This window comes from Dokdonella sp. GW821-FHT11D02 (assembly GCF_058808595.1).
In genome coordinates this window covers 359,246-375,556 of the sequence record NZ_CM179520.1, presented here as the reverse complement: position 1 = coordinate 375,556, position 16,311 = coordinate 359,246, and the positions used below count along the sequence as shown (strand labels likewise).

Below are 16,311 nucleotides of genomic sequence, written 5' to 3'. Positions count from 1 at the left end.
CCGGCGTCAGTGTTTTTTCGCGAACGCGCGCTTGCCCAGCTCGACCACCGCCAGCACCAGCGCACCGGCGACGATGCCGATGACCGCGTTGAACGCGGCCGAGGTCAAGGCGCCGAGCACACCGCCGGCGCTCGCCGCCAAAGCTTCGACCCAATGCGCGATCGCCGGCACGCCGTGCACGAGGATGCCGCCGCCGACCAGGAACATCGCCGCCGTGCCGGCGATCGACAGCGCCTTCATCAACAGCGGCGCGGCCACCAGGATGCCGCGGCCGAACGCACGCGCCGCGGCGCCTTCGCGCTGGCTCAAATAAAGCCCGGCGTCGTCCAGCTTGACGATGCCGGCGACCAAGCCGTACACGCCGACCGTCATCAGCGCGGCGATACCGCACAGCACGGCCAGCTGCACGCCGAACGGCTTGCCGGCGACGGTGCCGAGCGCGATCACGATGATCTCGGCCGACAGAATGAAGTCGGTGCGCACCGCGCCCTTGATCTTTTCTTTCTCCAGCGCGACCGCGTCGACCGACGCATCCGCCATCGCGCGCTCGTGCTGCGCGGTGTCGGCTTCGTGGTCTTTCTTGTGCAGGAAGCGGTGCGCGAGTTTTTCCACGCCCTCGAAACAGAGGTAGGCGCCGCCGATCATCAACAGCGGCGTCACCAGCCAAGGCAGCAGGCCGCCGATCAGGAGCGCGGCCGGCACCAGGATCGCCTTGTTGACGATCGAGCCCTTGGCCACCGCCCACACCACCGGCAGTTCGCGTTCGGCGCGCACGCCGGCGACTTGTTGCGCGTTCAGCGCGAGATCGTCGCCGAGCACGCCGGCGGTCTTCTTCGCCGCGACCTTGGTCAGGATGGACACATCGTCGAGCACCGCGGCGATGTCGTCGAGCAGGAGCAGCAGGCTGGATGCCACGCACGGACCTCGTGTTTCGGAACGGAAGCGGACGAGCGGGAATCGGTGCGAACTCGCGACGGCGTCGCCTGCGGCTCGTGCCGATTGCGCTCGAGCGCGATCCTATCCGATCGCCCTCACCGCCCTATGACCGCGCAATGCGAGGACTGTAGCAGCGCCGCGGCCGCGTCGGAATCGGACTCGTGCGAAGGTTGTCCGCGCGGCGTCAGCGTTGCGGCACGGGCGCGGGCGGATCGATCCCGATCTCCGACACGTCGATCTGGAAGATATCGCACAGCCCGTTGCCGGCGCTGCGATAGAGCTTCATCAGACCGGCGTAGTCGAGACGCTGCGGCAGCGGCCGATCGGTGAAGCGGTTGCGCGCGCTGGCCCAGAAGAAATAGCGCCCGTCGGGCGACAGTTTCGGCGAGTACTCGGTGCCGGCCGAGTTGATCTTCGGGCCGAGATTGCGCGGCGCGCTCCAAGCGCCGTTCTGGTTGCGGCTCAGATACAGATCGCACTGGCCGATGCTGTCGGAGCGTGCGCAGGCCATGAAGATCAGAAAGCTCTGGTCCGGCGCGATGTAGGGTTCGTAGTCGTCCTGCGCGGTATTGATCGCGCTGCCGAGATTCTCCGGCGGTGCGAAGCCGGCGCCGTCGCGCCGCGCGCGATAAAGGTCGGCCTCGCCGTAGCCGCCCTTACGCTCGGAGCCGAAGTACAAGCTGCCGTCGGCGGCGAGCGTCGGATACAGCTCGTCCTCGGGACTGTTGACGCCGCTGCCGAGATTGCGCGGCTCGCTCCAACCCTTCGGCGTGCGTTCCATCACGTAGATGTCGAAATCCTCGCGCGGCTTGCCGTCGCCGTGCGGGCGCTTGGAGACGAAGAACAGGCGCTCGCCGTCGGCGGTGATGAACGGATCGGCGTCGTCGTACTGGCCCGAGAACGGCGCCACGCTCGGCTCGCTCCAGCGGCCGTTTTCGTAGTGCGAGACGAGGATCGCGTAGAAGCGGAAGTTCGGCGCGCTGCGCATGAAATACAGCGTGCGCCCGTCCGGCGTGAACGCCGGGTGCGAATCGTAGTCGCCGCCGGAGATGACGCCGGGCGCGAACACCTGCGCCTCCGGCATCGGCCGATCCGACGCATACGGCGCCTTCGCCGCGAGAGTACCGGACGCAAACTGGCTCAAGGCGAGAAAGAAGACGGCGATCGAGGTAAGCGCGAAACGAGACGGGATCATGCGGCACTCCCTGCTTGCACGCGGCCGGCGCGCACGAACGCGCGCGCGATCGAGTCGACCAACTGGCGGCCGTAGCGGCGGTCCGGATCGAGATCCGGGTCGTAGATGGTCACTTCCATGCCGCGCACGCGCGGCGAACTCAGCGCGGTCGCGAGCAGGTCTTCGAGTTCGTTCCAGCGCAAGCCGCCGGGATCGTCCGAATCGACTGCCGGGAGCAAATCCGGATCGACCACGTCGACGTCGAGATGGATCCAGAAGCCCTCTAGCGCCGAGTTTTCCAGTCGCGGCAACGCATCGCTCATCGCCGCGGCGATGCCGCGAGCGCGCACTTGCGCCAGCGGAAAACGGGCGAATCCGGCGCGCTCGAAACGCCGCACCGCCGCGCGATCCGGCTCGCCGTAGTCGCGATAGGCGAACACGACGGTGTCGTCCTCGCGCACGTAGGGTGCGGCGTGGTCGATGTCGACCAGTCCGGCCGGGCCGTGGCCGGTGGCGAGTGCGAGGTCGGTGCCGGCCGCGGACGAGGTTTCCTGCAACGGGCGCAGATAGAAATCGCTGTGACCGTCGATGAAGAGCAGGCCGTAGCGGCCGCGCTTCTTCAGCGCCAAGGTGCTGGCGAGCACCACGCTGCAATCGCCGCCTAGCACGAGCGCGAATGCGCCGCTGTCGAGCACGTGGCCGATGCGTTGCGCCAGTTCGCGCGTGTACGCCGCGAGCGCGGCGCCGTTGCGGTAGCCGGTGGCGGGATCGCGCGCCGGCGCATAGGCCGGCGCGGCCGCATCGCCGTGGTCAACCGCACCGAGCCGGCGTGCGAGATCGAGTTCGCGCAGCACGCGCGGCGCATGCACGGCGCCCGGCACATGGCCGGCGCGCAACGGACGCAACCCCAGATTGGACGGCGCACCGAGCAGCCCGATCGGCGGCGGCGCCGCGCGCAAGCCGGCGGCGCTCAGACAGAGCAATCCGGACGCCGCTCCCAGCAGGCGACGGCGCGACGGGCTGGCCAAGCGATCGTAGAGCGGCATCACATCAACCCTCTAAATGCAATTCGATGGTTAATGTGCATTTCCGCATGCAACCTGTCAAGATAGCTTCAGTGGTTACATGGAATCGATTCGCATGAGCGACGAACTCGACTCGATCGAACGGGTCGGCGGCCGCCTCTGTCTGGACTTCGTCAACTCGCGCAGCTCGCACTTCGCCGCCGACGCGCGCGAATACTTCGACGACTACGCCGGCCTGCTGCGCTGGATGCGCGGCTGCGCGGACGGTTTCGACGCGGCCGGCGCCGCGCGCCTGCGCAGCGAGGCGGCCGCGCACCCGCGCCGTGCCGCGAGCGCGTTCGCGCAGGCGCGTGCGACGCGCGAGCGGCTGTATCGCGTGCTGGCCGGCGTCGCGCGCGGCGAGGCGGCGGCACATATCGACCTCACCGAACTCGATCGCGAACTGCAGGCCGCGTTGGCGCAACGCCGGTTGCAGCCGGCCGGCGCGACTTGGCGTTGGGCCTGGCGCGACGCCGACGCGCTGGAGCTGCCGGCCTGGCAGGCGCTGGTCTCGGCCGCCGACCTGCTTGCGCACGACGATCTCGCACGGCTCAAGCAATGCCCGGCGCCCGATGGCTGCGGCTGGCTGTTCTACGACGTGAGCAAGAACCAGACGCGCCGCTGGTGCAGCATGCGCATGTGCGGCAACACGGCCAAGTCGCGGCGTTTCCAGCGGCGCTGGCGCGAAACCTGAGCCGCGGCGCCCGGGTCGGCCGAGCTTGAGGTTTTCCCCTTCGTTTTGCGTATCGACAGGCATCGCAACGAAGTGAGAGGCCTGCATGAAAACGATCCATCGCCGCTGCGCCGCCGCGTTGTTCGCGCTGGCCGCCGCCGGCCACGCCGGCGCCGCGATCTACTGCGTGCGCGACGGCAACGAGCTGCAGCAGGCGCTCGACGCCGCCGCGGCCTCGGCGAACGACGACGAGATCAAGATTCGCGAGGGCGCCTATACGACGTTCACGCAAAGCTTCCGCTACACCGCCAGCACCACCGGCTGGCTGACGATCAGCGGCGGCTGGGTCACGGTCGACGGCGTCGACTGCGTGCGGCAGGAAGCGAACGCCGCGCGCACCGTGCTCGAAGGCGCCGGCCAGCGCTCGGTGCTGCGCATCACCTACCTGCCCGCCGACGGCGCCACGCGCGCGCCGAGCGTGTTCGTGCAGAACCTGAGCCTGCGCAACGGCCGCGGCGACGAAAGCCGTTTCGAACGCGGCGGCGGTCTCGACATCAGCAGCTACGGCGAGCAGTACAGCGAAATCCGCCTCGACAACCTGATCCTCGCCAACAACAGCGGCTACTTCGGCGGCGGCGCAAATCTGTACGTCAAAAACGGCGTGATCCGCGTCGTCAACAGCCTGTTCGCCGACAACCGCTCGGAAACCGTCGCCACCGGACACCTCTCGACCACGGTGCTAGCGAACGATGCCGGCGCCGCTGCGGCGGTCATCCTCGCCAATAGCAGCTTCGTCGGCGGCCGCTGTCCGGGCCAGGATTCGCGCGGTTGCGGCGTCAGCGCCGGCCTGCCTGCCGGCGTGCGTCTGGACGTGCTCAACAGCCTGTTCTTCGACAACCAGATCTCCGACCTCAACATCGAAGGCATGAGTGTGATCGGCCTCGGCGACGGCGAGGCGCACGCCGACTACAGCCTGATCGGCCGCGTCAGCGGCAATCTGGCGCTGAACGCGAGCCACGCGCTGCAAGGCGATCCGCGCTTCGTCGACGCGGCGAACCAGGACTATCGCCTGCGCGACGATTCGCCCTTCATCAATCTCGGGCTGGCTGCGATACCGCTGCCGCAGCCGCCGTTCTTTGCCGACCTCGACGGCAGGCCGCGCGCGCGCTTCGGCGCCAGCGATCCGGGTGCGTACGAGAATCAGAGCTGGGATTTCCTGTTCCGCGACGGTTTCGAGGATTGACAGCGTGGTTCGAGCGCGCGGCGAAACGATCGGCCGTGGGAAATCCTCGGGATGCGCAGGGAAAAGTCAGCCATCGCGCGCATCCTTCGCCGATCGTCCTCGCAAGGTCCAATCGCCGTGCGTATCGCCGCCATCGCCGCCGCCTGCTGTCTCGCCCTCTCCTCTGCGGCGCAAGCCGACGGTTACGGCACCACCAGCGGCCGCAGCCGCGACGGCTGGAACTTGGATTTCGACGAGCCCTCCACGATCCGCCTGTGGCGCGACGGCGACTTCGCGAATCCGCAGATGCTGTACCAGGAGCCTTGCGAGTTCCGCCAGGTGCACCCCGCGCTTGCGCATCCGCACGCGGACGCGTACGGCGCCTTGGTCTGCGCGGCGAGCGGGCATTCGCCATTGGCCGGGACCGTTTACGAAATGCGGCCGGTCAAAAACAGCGTGTGCGAACGCGGCGATCCCGAGTTCCGACTGACCTGCGTATCGGGCTGCGGCCGCGCCCCGAGCGTGATGCTGAGCGGCTATTGGGAATGCTGACTCGCAAAAGGCAGCGGGCGCCCGAAGGCGCCCGCCGCTTCTCCCCAAACCGCAAAATCAGAAGCGATACTGGCCCGATACGCTGAGCACGTTACCCTTGCTCGCGAACTTGCCCTGCAGCGTGCTGAAGGTGGCGGCTTCGTGGTCGACCTTGCCGTCGTCGACCCAGATGTGCAGGAAGGCGGCGTCGATCTTGAAGCGATCGTTGACTTGGTAGCCGACGCCGATCGAACCCCAGGTGCGGTTGCCATCGGGCACGCGCGGGGTGCGCGTCGAGTCGATGGTGGGCGTCTCGTCGTAGGCGACGCCGGCACGCAGGGTCCAGCGATCGTCCAGGCGATAGTCGCCGCCGATCGAGTAGAACCACGAATCGTCCCACTTGAACTCGGACACCGAGTTGGGCTGCGCCGCATTGTCGTAGTCGACGACCAGCTGCTTGAAGCTCGACCAATGCGTGAAGCCGAGGTTGACGCCGAGGCTCAAGCGATCGTTGACCGTGTGCCACCAGCTCGCGTTGACGAACCACGGCGTATCGAAATCGGCCTTGCCGCCGCTGTTGACGAAGGCGTTGCCGAGCAGCGGACGCAGGTTCACCGGCACTTTGAACTTGCCGTCGCCGTCGATCGTGTGATCGATCTGCGAGTGGTAGTTGATGCCGATGCGATCGGACTCGGTCGGCTTCCACAATGCGCCGAGCCCGAAGCCGAAGCCCCAGTCGTTGCCCTTCAGGCCGCCGAAGCCGTCCGCTTCCTGCGGCAGCAGCGCGCCGCCGGTCGGCGTCGCCAGGATGGTGCCGAAGTCGATCGCCTGGGTCAGCTCGGCGGCGGTGTTCTGCACGATGAAGCTGGCGCCGAGCGAGAAGCTGTCGGTCAGCTTGTAGGAGGCGGAGAAGGTCAGGTCGATCGACTGCAGCTTGGACTTGAGCGCTTCGTAGCGGCCGACCCAAGCGTCTTTGTATTCCGTCTCGAAGCCGAACGGCGCGTAGATCGCTGCGCCGACGACCCAGTCCTGGTTGAGCCGATGGGTGAAGAAGGTCGCCGGCACCGGCTTGGTCACGCCGCCGTCGCCGCCGTCGCTGCCGGTCAAGGGGCGTCCGAGGAAGTCGCTGCCGCTGCCCTTGAACTTGGTTTCGAAGTTGATGATGTTGAAGTCGGCCTGCGCGCAGTTGCCGTCGCCCAGTTCGCTCATCGCCGCCGGGTTGTTGACCACCACCGCGCAATCGCCCGGTGCGGCGGTTTCGCCGGCGAACGCGCGGCCGAGGCCCTGCGTGCTGTTTTCCTTCAACTGGAACGCACTGGCCTGCGCCTCGTGGCCTGCAAGAGCGGCTGCCAGCGCCAAAGGCAGCGTGGCCAGCGCTGGGGCAAACCGAGGACGACGGGGGTTACGCTGCATGAGACACTCCTTCTCCAAACGCACTTTGCGCGTTTATAACAAATAGGCAACGATCTTAGCTGCAAATTCGCCGATCCATCATCGTGCGCTGCGGCATTTGGCGTCACAGCGCGCTCCGACCCTACGCCGCAGCACGGTCGAGCCGGTATCGGACAATTCCGCTAACCGCGATCTAACCCGGCGCTAACTCGGTGCGCGCGATCATCGGCCGGATGCATCGCCTCCTCCTGGGTATCACCGTCTTCTTCCCACTGGCTGCCGCCCACGCGGCGAGCACCGTGCGTTTGCCGGCCGACATGTGCGCCGGCTCGGATCGAATCTTCGTGGACGGCTTCGACCAAGCCGGCGCGATCCCGCACAACCCCTCCAACGGCAGCGGCGGCAGCTTTCCCGGCAACGTCACGCGCACCGTCACCGTGACGGGCGCGGGCAATCGCAGCTACTACCTGCATCTGCCGCCGAACTACACGCCGGCGCGATCGTGGCCGCTGCTGCTGGCCTTGCGCGGCGCGGCGGCGCCGGCGTCGATGGCGGCCGCCGCGCAGCAAGTGCGCAGCGACTGGTCGAGCGCGGCCGACAGCCGCGGCTTCGTCGTGCTCGCCACGGTCGGCACTTCGACCCAAGGCGGCTGGGGCGCCGCCAACGACGGCGCCGAAGTCAGCGCCGCGTTGGACGACGCCTTCGCCGCCTACAACATTGAGCGCAGCCGCGTGTACTTGTGGGGCTTCTCGGCCGGAGCCCATTACGGCCATGCGCTAGCGTTGAACAACACCGACTTCTTCGCCGCGTACGGCGTCAGCGCGGGCTCGCTGGAACAGTACGCGTGTACCGACGACGGCTCGTTTCCACCGACTTGCGCCGCGCTCTTGGCCGGCACGCAGCCGAAGATTCCGGTCGACATCCATCTCGGCAACAGCGATCCGCTGGCGTCGCCGCCCTACACCGCCGCCGGCGATCCGGTGCGCTTCCAGAACGGCGGCTGGGTCAGCGGCCAGACCCTCTTCTATACCGCGTTCGCCGGCGGCCACAGCTACACCGTGCAGCAGCTCGGGCAGATCTGGAACAACCTCTGTCCGTTCGCGCTCGGGCCTTAGATTCGCACTAGAGCCCTAGAGCCGGGGCGCAGCGCGCTCCAGCGCCGCCAACTCGTGCACGCCGGCGCGCGCCAACTCGCCGAGCCCATCGCCGCCGGCAGCCAGATGATCGAGGATGCGCCGGCGCATGCGCGGCTCCCAAAACCGGCGCAGGTGTGCAGCGACGCCGCCGATCGCGGCGGCGCGGTCCGGTTCGGAGGCGAAGTAGTCGGCGATGTCGTTGGCCATCTTGACCAGGCGGTCGGTGCTGCTCATGCGCTCTGCTCCGGCCGCGGCGCGATTCTTTGCGGCTGCGCATAGACGACCTGGCTCTCGCGGCGCGCGAAACCGATCAAGGTCAAGCCGGCGCTCTCGGCCAACTGTATCGCCAGCGCGGTCGGTGCCGAAATCGCCGCGAGCACGGTGATGCCGACCGTCGCCGCCTTCTGCACCATCTCGTAGCTGGCGCGACTGGTGACGATCAGAAACCCCTGCTGCACGTCGGTGCCCGCACGCGCCATCGCGCCGATCAATTTGTCGAGCGCGTTGTGGCGGCCGACGTCCTCGCGCAGCAAGGCGATCTCGCCGTCCGTACTCGCCCACGCGGCGGCATGGGTGGCGCCGGTGGCCGCGTTCAATGGCTGGCGCTGCTGCAGCTGCGCCAACGCGCGGCGCAGGGTCGCCGTATCGATGCGCGGTCCGCCGCGAACCGGCGCCGGCTGGCGCAGCGCGTCTTCGAGCGCCTGCGCGCCGCACAGGCCACAGCTGGTGCGCCCGGTCAGGTTGCGCCGGCGCGCTTCGAGTGCGTCCGCGCGAGCGGGCGGCACGCGCAAACGCAGTTCGATGCCTTCGAGCAGAGCCTGCGTGTGGACTTCTTCGAGTTCGGCGGCGGTGTCGATGATGCCTTCGCTGAGGCTGAAGCCGAGCGCGAAGTCGGCCAGGTCGCACGGCGTCGCCATCATCACCACGTGCGGACGATCGTTGTAGAGCAAGGCGATCGGCACTTCTTCGGCGAGCGCGTCGCGACAGCGCTCGACGCTCTCGTCGCGATGGCGCTCGACCTCGCGCACGGCGGCGCCGGGCGGCAACGACGGCGGGTCGGAGGTGCTAGTCATGCCGCGCCGCCTTCGCGCCGCGAGACCTCGACGCTCATTTCGCCGCCACCGCTTCCGCCAACAGCGCCTGCTGCTTCTCGCTGAACGCGCGATAGCGCTGCTGCCAGTCGGACGGCTGGCTGACGCGCGTGATCTGCACCGCGGTGACCTTGTACTCCGGACAATTGGTGGCCCAGTCGGAGTTGTCGGTGGTGATCACGTTGGCGCCCGAGAACGGGAAGTGGAAGGTGGTGTAGACCACGCCCGGCTGCATGCGCTCGCTGATCGTCGCGCGCAGCACGGTCTGCCCGGCGCGGCTCTCGATGCCGACCCAGTCGCCGTCGGCGATGCCGCGGTCCTCGGCATCCTGCGCATGCAGTTCCAGCCGATCCTCGCCGTGCCAGCGGCTGTTCTCGGTGCGCCGCGTCTGCGCGCCGACGTTGTATTGGCTGAGGATGCGTCCTGTGGTCAGGATCAGCGGGTACTTCGCATTGACCTTTTCCGTCGTCGGCACGTATTCGGTCAGCATGAAGCGGCCCTTGCCGCGCACGAATTGATCCACGTGCATGGTCGGCGTGCCGGCCGGCGCCATCTCATCGCACGGCCACTGCAAGCTGCCGAGCTGATCGAGCTTGGCGTAGCTGACGCCGCTGAAGGTCGGCGTCAGCCGCGCGATCTCGTCCATGATCTCGGACGGGTGCGCGTAGCGCATCGGATACCCCATCGCGTTCGACAGGAGCTGGGTGATCTCCCAGTCGGCGTAGCCGCGCGTGCCGTCGGAATTGCGCGGGGACATCACTCGGCGCACGCGCGAAATGCGGCGCTCGGCATTGGTGAAGGTGCCGTCTTTTTCCAGGAACGAAGAGCCGGGCAGGAAGACGTGCGCGAACTTGGCCGTCTCGTTGAGGAACAGATCCTGCACCACGACGCATTCCATCGCGGTCAGCGCCGCGGTCACGTGCTGGGTGTTCGGATCGGATTGCGCGATGTCTTCGCCTTCGATGTAGAGACCCTTGAATTCGCCCTCGAGCGCTGCCTCGAACATGTTCGGAATGCGCAAGCCCGGCTCGTCCTGCAGCGGCACGCCCCAAGCCTGCTCGAAACTCGCGCGCACCGTCGCGTCGCTGACGTGGCGATAGCCGGGAAACTCGTGCGGAAACGAACCCATGTCGCACGAGCCCTGCACATTGTTCTGTCCGCGCAGCGGATTCACGCCGACGCCGATACGCCCAACGTTGCCGGTCGCCATCGCCAGATTGGCGATCGCCATCACCGCGGTCGAACCTTGCGAATGTTCGGTCACGCCGAGGCCGTAATAGATCGCGGCATTGCCGCCGGTCGCGTACAGCCGCGCGGCGGCACGCACCTCCGCAGCCGGCACGCCGGTCGCCTCCGCCATCGCTTCGGGTGAATGGCGCGGATCGGCGACGAAGGCGCGCCATTTCTCGAACGATTCGCCCTCGCAACGCGCGCGCACGAATTCTTCGTCGACCAGGCCCTCATCCACGATCGCATGCGCGAGCGAGGTCAACAGCGCGACGTTGGTACCGGGGCGCAGTTTCAGATGGAAGTCGGCCTGCACGTGCGGCGTGCGCACCAGATCGATGCGGCGCGGATCGGCGACGATCAGCCTCGCGCCCTCGCGCAGGCGCCGCTTCATCTGCGAGGCGAATACCGGATGACCGTCGGTCGGATTCGCGCCGATGACGAAGATCACGTCGGCCTGCATGACCGAATCGAAATCCTGCGTGCCGGCCGATTCGCCCAAGGTCTGCTTCAAGCCGTAGCCGGTCGGTGAATGGCAGACGCGCGCGCAAGTATCGACGTTGTTGTTGCCGAAGCCGGCGCGCACCAGCTTCTGCACCAGATAGGTTTCCTCGTTGGTGCAGCGGCTCGAAGTGATGCCGCCGATCGAGTCGCGCCCGTGGCGTTCTTGGATGCGCTTGAACTGCTGCGCGGCGTAGTCGATCGCTTGCGCCCACGAGACTTCGCGCCAAGGATCGGAAATCTTCGCGCGGATCATCGGCTTGCCGATGCGATCCTTGTGCGTGGCGTAGCCGAGCGCGAAGCGGCCCTTGACGCAGGAGTGGCCGTGGTTCGCATGACCGTCCTTGTTCGGCACCATGCGCACGAGTTCCTCGCCGCGCATCTCGGCGCGGAACGAACAGCCGACGCCGCAATACGCGCAAGTCGTGATCGTGCTGGTCTGCGCCGGCCCCAGCGTCAGCAGCGATTTCTCGCTCAGCGCGGTGGTCGGGCAAGCCTGCACGCAGGCGCCGCACGAGACGCATTCGGACTGCATGAAGCCTTCGTCTTGACTGGCGACGATGCGCGAGGCGAAGCCGCGCCCTTCGACCGTTAGCGCCAGCGTGCCCTGCTGCTCGTCGCAGGCGCGCACGCAGCGCGAGCAGACGATGCAGGCGGCGGGATCGAAGCTGAAGTACGGATTGGAGCGGTCGGGCTGCGCCGGCGCGAGGTCGCCTGACTCGCGTTGCTCGACTTGAGATTTCGCGCCGTCTTGATAGCGCACTTCCGTCACGCCGATCGCGTCGATCATCGCGCGCATTTCGGTCGGCAGCCGCTCGTCGCCGGGCGCGTAGTCGGACAGGTACAACTCCATCACACCGTGCCGAATCTTCTGCAGCGGCGCCGAGCGCGTCGTCACCTTCATGCCGGCCTCGACCGGCGTCGTGCACGAAGCCGGATAACCGCGGCGCCCCTCGATCTCGACCAGGCACAGCCTGCACGAACCGAATGCATCGAGCAGCTCGGTCGCGCACAGCTTCGGGATCGCGATGCCGGCCTCTGCCGCCGCACGCAGCACCGAGGTGCCGGCCGCGACGCGGACTTCGCGCCCGTCGATGCTCAGCGTGACGGTCTGCGCGGCTTTGGACTTGGGTGTACCGAAATCGAGTTCGACGATCGACAGCATGGTCTTGCTCCAGCCTTGCCTTCTTCTCGCACGAGAACGATCAGGCAAAGTCTTCCGAAAAATGTTTCAAGGCGCTGACCACCGGATCGGGCGTCAGTCCGCCGAGCGCGCACAGCGAACCGTGGCGCATCGTGTGGCACAGATCGTCGAGCAGCGCGAAGTTCTGCGCGCGCTCGGCGCCGTTCCGGTCGCGTTTGATGCGGTCTAGCACTTCGACGCCGCGCGTCGAGCCGATCCGGCACGGCGTGCATTTGCCGCACGATTCCACCGCGCAGAATTCCATCGCGTAGCGCGCCTGCTCCAGCATGTCGACGTTGTCGTCGAAGGCGACGATACCGCCGTGACCGAGCATCGCGCCGGCCGCGGCGAACGCTTCGTAGTCGAGCACGGTGTCGAACTGCGACGCGGGCAGATAGGCGCCGAGCGGACCGCCGACCTGCACCGCGCGGATCGGCCGGCCGGAATAGGAGCCGCCGCCGTAGTCGTACAAGAGTTCGCGCAAGCTCACGCCGAAGGCTTTTTCGACCAGGCCGGTACGCTTGAGGTTGCCGGCGAGCTGGATCGGCAAGGTGCCGCGCGAACGGCCGACGCCGTAGTCGCGATAGAACTCGGCGCCTTGGTCGAGAACGATCGGCACCGAAGCGAACGAGATCACGTTGTTGATCACGGTCGGCCGTCCGAACAGGCCGGCGATCGCCGGCAGCGGCGGCTTGAAGCGCACCTGACCGCGCTTGCCTTCGAGGCTGTCGAGCAAGGAGGTTTCCTCGCCGCAGATGTAGGCGCCCGCACCGAGCCGCAGTTCGAGATCGAAGTGCCGGCCGCTGCCTTGGATATCGGCGCCAAGCCAGCCCGCGGCATACGCGTTCGCGATCGCCGCGTGGAGCGCGCGTTGCGCATGCGGATACTCGCTGCGCAGATAGATGTAGCCCTGACTCGCGCCGAGCGCGACGCCGGCGATCGTCATGCCTTCGATCAGACAGAGCGGATCGCCCTCCATCAGCATGCGATCGGAGAACGTGCCCGAATCGCCTTCGTCGGCGTTGCAGACGATGAAGGGCCGGGATTGGGGATTTGGGATTTGGGATTGGGAAGAGCTGGCCGCGTCGAGTACCGTCTTCCACTTGATGCCGGTCGGGAACGCCGCGCCGCCGCGGCCGCGCAAGCCGGAGTCGGTCACGAGGCGTACGACCTCGACGCCACTCAGCGCCAGCGCTTTGCGCAGGCCACGATAGCCGCCGTGCGTGACGTAGTCGTCGACGCTGAGCGGATCGGTCACGCCGACGCGCGCGAAGCACAGGCGCTCCTGCCGCTTGAACCAGTCCATCTGCTCGACCGCGCCCAAGCGCTGCGCATGCGCACCGCCCTGCAAAAATCCCGCGTCGAACAACCCGCCGACATCGCCAGCCGCTACGGGTCCGTAGGCCGTCCGAATCCCCAATCCCCAATCCCCAATCCCGGCTTCCACCTCGACCAGAGGTTCGAGCCAAAACATCCCCCGCGACCCGTTGCGCACCAGCTCGATGTCGATGTCGCGAGCTTGCGCCTCCGCAGCGATCGCGCGCGCGACCGCTTCCGCGCCGAGCGCCAGCGCCGTCGCGTCGCGCGGCACGTAGACCTTCACGCGCGAGGGCGCGCTCACGCCGGTGCCCTCGCCACTGCCACCAGCCGGTCGAACACGTCCGGCGTCACGCGCGCATGCAGCTCGTCGTGGCCGATCAAAAGCGCAGGGCCGCAGCCGCAATTGCCCAAGCAATAAACCGGCTCGAGCGTGATCGCGCCGTCGTCGGTGGTCTGATGGAAATCGATGCCGAGCGTGCGCTTCGCATGCGCTTCGAGCGCGCGCGCGCCGAGCGCCTGGCAGGCCTCGGCGCGGCACAGGCGCACGATCGTCCGCCCCGGCGGCGTCGAGCGGAAGTGGTGATAGAAGCTGACCACGCCGTGCACTTCGGCGCGCGTGAGATTGAGCGCCTGCGCGATGCGCGGCAGCGATTCGGGCGGCACGTAACCGAGCGCGTCCTGCACAGCGTGCAGGATCGGCAGCAGCGCACCGGCCCGATCGCGATGGGCGGCGAGCGCGGCGTCGACCGCTTGCGCGATCGCCGGTGCCAGTCCGGCGCCGGGGCGCTGCGGAGGATTGAGGGGTAGCGGATGGGCTGCCATGTGTTTGAAGCGCGGCGGACGGCGTAGCGTCGAGGCGGAATCGCCGGCGCCGGTTCGGCTTGCAACAGCCTATCGCCGCCCCGATCTCGATTGCGCTGTGGACTCTGCCGCAGCCCCCGGAACTCTACAATAGGCTCTCGACAGCCTCTCAGGCGCCGTCCGCATGTTCAAGGTCGCCATCGATACGCATTGGCAGTTGCGCCGCACCGACGGCGCCACGCTGGTGCCGCGCTTGACCGCGCTGTTGGTCGGTATCCAGCGCGGCGGCACGCTGGCGGCGGCGTGCCGTTCGACCGGACTGACCTATCGCTACGCATGGGGGCTGTTGCGCGAGGGCGAGCGCGCGTTCGGCCGAGCTTTGGTCGAAAGCCAGCGTGGACGCGGCGCGCGCCTCACAGCACTGGGCGAACGCCTGGCCTGGGCCGACCAGCGCATCGCCGCGCGATTGGCGCCGATGCTCGACAGCCTCGCCTCCGAAGTCGAAGCCGAGATCGAGCGCGCCCTGTCGCAAGCGCAGGCCGTGTTGCGCCTGCAGGCGAGCCACGGCTTCGCGGTCGAGACCTTGCGCCAGTTCCTGATCGATCACGAAATCCCGATCGACCTCAAATACCGCACCTCCGACGAAGTGCTCGCCGCACTGATCGACCGCCAATGCGATCTGATCGGCCTGCACCTGCCGATCGGCGAACTCGAAGCGGCGGCCGCCGCGCACTACGCCGCACGCATCCAGGCGGACTGGCATCTGATCCATCTGGCCAGCCGGCGCCAGGGCTTGATCGTCGCTCCCGGCAATCCGAAGCGCGTGCGCGGCCTGCCCGATCTGGCGCGGCGCGGCCTGCGCTTCGTCAACCGCCAGCCCGGCTCGGGCACGCGGCTGGCGTTCGACCTGGCGTTGCAAAGCGCCGGCGTCGACGCGCGTGCGATCGACGGCTACGAGAACGTCGAATACACCCATGCCGCCGTCGCCGCCTACGTCGGCAGCGGCATGGCCGACGCCGGTTTCGGCCTGGAAGTGCCGGCGCGGCGCTTCGGCCTCGGCTTCGTGCCGCTGTTGAGCGAGCGCTACTTCTTCCTCTGCCGCGACGAGCTGCTCGACGAGCCGGTGATGCGCGATTTCCTGCTCGCACTCGGCCAGCCGGAGCTGCGCGCACAGATCGCGCGCCTGCCCGGCTACGACCCAAGCGATGCCGGCCGCATCGAGCCGGCGCGCAACGTGTTCCCGCCGCCGCGGACGCGCGCGCGGCCGAAGTGACGCTGCCGCAGCGCCGCTTGCGCAAGCGTCACCTTTCGATCAAGGTCGCAGGCTGCGTTCACCGCGAAACGCTGCGGCAGCGCTGTGACTGCGGCACTGAGGCGTGCGCCGCGATGAACGCCGATTCCTTACCCGTACCCGCATGATCTTCGAGCGCGTTCCGCGATCGCCACACCCCGCATGAACAAAATCTACGACCGCGCCTACTTCGACAAGTGGTACCGCAGCGAGCGCGATCGCGTCGGTTCGCGCGGCGAACTCGCGCGCAAGGCCGCGATGGCCGTGCATCTGGCCGAGTACTACCTCGGCCGGCCGCTGCGCAACGTGCTCGACGTCGGCTGCGGCGAGGCGCCGTGGCGCGCGGAACTCAAGCGCCTGCGCCCGAAGATCGACTACCGCGGCCTCGATTCGAGCGAATACGTGGTGCAACGCTACGGCCGCGCGCGCAACATCGGCCTGGCCCGTTTCGGCCAGCTCGGCGAATTGCGCTTCGACACGCGCTTCGACCTGATCGTCTGCTCCGACATGCTGCATTACGTGCCGGCGCCCGAACTGCGTCGCGGCCTCGGCGGCTTCGCCGATCTGCTCGAAGGCCTCGCCTTCATCGAAGTGTTCACCGCGCGCGATCGCGTCGGCGGCGATACGCGCGGCTACATCGCCCGCGCACCGACCTGGTATCGCCAAGCGTTCGTCGCCGCCGGCTTGCTGCCGTGCGGCTCGCACAGTTACCTCGCGCCGCGCCTGATGCGGTCGGTCGCCGCGCTGGAGTGTTTGTAGGCTCGTCCGG

The 16,311-nt window shown here is 67.8% G+C and carries 15 protein-coding genes; 6 read left to right on the top strand and 9 right to left on the bottom strand.

All coding sequences use genetic code 11. The annotated features are described in order from the left end of the window. Nucleotides 1-6: 6 nt before the first annotated feature. From AC3QL3_RS01565 to AC3QL3_RS01555, 3 genes are all read right to left on the bottom strand, one after another. A complete protein-coding gene (locus AC3QL3_RS01565; protein WP_492896497.1) occupies nt 7-915 on the bottom strand; it encodes a DUF808 domain-containing protein in 909 nt (302 codons plus the stop codon). Between the two features lie 205 nt (nt 916-1,120). Further along, the gene (locus AC3QL3_RS01560; RefSeq protein ID WP_492896496.1) at nt 1,121-2,131 is read right to left on the bottom strand and encodes a TolB family protein; all 1,011 of its coding nucleotides are present in this window, start codon (nt 2,129-2,131) and stop codon (nt 1,121-1,123) included. Continuing rightward, nucleotides 2,128-3,156, bottom strand: coding sequence for an arginase family protein (locus AC3QL3_RS01555; RefSeq protein WP_492896495.1), 1,029 nt, complete (start codon nt 3,154-3,156; stop codon nt 2,128-2,130). Before AC3QL3_RS01555 ends, AC3QL3_RS01560 begins: the two co-directional genes overlap by 4 nt. A gap of 94 nt (nt 3,157-3,250) precedes the next feature. On the opposite strand from AC3QL3_RS01555, the gene AC3QL3_RS01550 reads away from it, so the two are divergent. From AC3QL3_RS01550 to AC3QL3_RS01540, 3 genes are all read left to right on the top strand, one after another. Then, nucleotides 3,251-3,868, top strand: coding sequence for a CGNR zinc finger domain-containing protein (locus AC3QL3_RS01550; protein ID WP_492896494.1), 618 nt, complete (start codon nt 3,251-3,253; stop codon nt 3,866-3,868). Between the two features lie 85 nt (nt 3,869-3,953). Next, complete coding sequence (locus AC3QL3_RS01545; RefSeq protein WP_492896493.1) at nt 3,954-5,090, top strand: hypothetical protein; 1,137 nt, start codon at nt 3,954-3,956, stop codon at nt 5,088-5,090. A gap of 117 nt (nt 5,091-5,207) precedes the next feature. After that, on the top strand, nt 5,208-5,621 hold the full coding sequence (locus AC3QL3_RS01540) for a hypothetical protein (RefSeq protein ID WP_492896492.1): 414 nt from the start codon (nt 5,208-5,210) through the stop codon (nt 5,619-5,621). A gap of 57 nt (nt 5,622-5,678) precedes the next feature. Here the strand turns inward: AC3QL3_RS01540 and AC3QL3_RS01535 are convergent, their stop codons facing one another. Then, nucleotides 5,679-7,013 (bottom strand): OmpP1/FadL family transporter, encoded by a 1,335-nt coding sequence (locus tag AC3QL3_RS01535; protein WP_492896491.1) that lies wholly within the window; start codon nt 7,011-7,013, stop codon nt 5,679-5,681. Between the two features lie 212 nt (nt 7,014-7,225). Here AC3QL3_RS01535 and AC3QL3_RS01530 point away from each other — a divergent pair, with 212 nt between their 5' ends. Next, a complete protein-coding gene (locus tag AC3QL3_RS01530; RefSeq protein ID WP_492896490.1) occupies nt 7,226-8,107 on the top strand; it encodes an alpha/beta hydrolase family protein in 882 nt (293 codons plus the stop codon). A gap of 15 nt (nt 8,108-8,122) precedes the next feature. Here the strand turns inward: AC3QL3_RS01530 and AC3QL3_RS01525 are convergent, their stop codons facing one another. From AC3QL3_RS01525 to AC3QL3_RS01505, 5 genes are read right to left on the bottom strand one after another with little or no spacing between them, the layout of a single operon-like run. Continuing rightward, nucleotides 8,123-8,362, bottom strand: coding sequence for a formate dehydrogenase subunit delta (locus AC3QL3_RS01525; RefSeq protein WP_492896489.1), 240 nt, complete (start codon nt 8,360-8,362; stop codon nt 8,123-8,125). Continuing rightward, complete coding sequence (gene fdhD, locus AC3QL3_RS01520) at nt 8,359-9,201, bottom strand: formate dehydrogenase accessory sulfurtransferase FdhD (protein ID WP_492896488.1); 843 nt, start codon at nt 9,199-9,201, stop codon at nt 8,359-8,361. The genes AC3QL3_RS01525 and fdhD overlap by 4 nt, the downstream gene beginning before the upstream one ends. Before the next feature lie 34 nt (nt 9,202-9,235). Continuing rightward, on the bottom strand, nt 9,236-12,112 hold the full coding sequence (fdhF, locus tag AC3QL3_RS01515; RefSeq protein ID WP_492896487.1) for a formate dehydrogenase subunit alpha: 2,877 nt from the start codon (nt 12,110-12,112) through the stop codon (nt 9,236-9,238). Nucleotides 12,113-12,152: 40 nt separating this feature from the next. After that, nucleotides 12,153-13,751, bottom strand: coding sequence for a formate dehydrogenase beta subunit (locus tag AC3QL3_RS01510; protein ID WP_492896486.1), 1,599 nt, complete (start codon nt 13,749-13,751; stop codon nt 12,153-12,155). After that, complete coding sequence (locus AC3QL3_RS01505; protein ID WP_492896485.1) at nt 13,748-14,272, bottom strand: formate dehydrogenase subunit gamma; 525 nt, start codon at nt 14,270-14,272, stop codon at nt 13,748-13,750. Before AC3QL3_RS01505 ends, AC3QL3_RS01510 begins: the two co-directional genes overlap by 4 nt. Nucleotides 14,273-14,435: 163 nt before the next feature. Between AC3QL3_RS01505 and AC3QL3_RS01500 the strand changes: the two genes are divergently transcribed. Further along, the gene (locus AC3QL3_RS01500; RefSeq protein ID WP_492896484.1) at nt 14,436-15,524 is read left to right on the top strand and encodes a substrate-binding domain-containing protein; all 1,089 of its coding nucleotides are present in this window, start codon (nt 14,436-14,438) and stop codon (nt 15,522-15,524) included. 180 nt (nt 15,525-15,704) lie between these two features. Then, a complete protein-coding gene (locus AC3QL3_RS01495) occupies nt 15,705-16,301 on the top strand; it encodes a class I SAM-dependent DNA methyltransferase (protein ID WP_492896483.1) in 597 nt (198 codons plus the stop codon). The last annotated feature ends 10 nt before the right edge of the window (nt 16,302-16,311 follow it).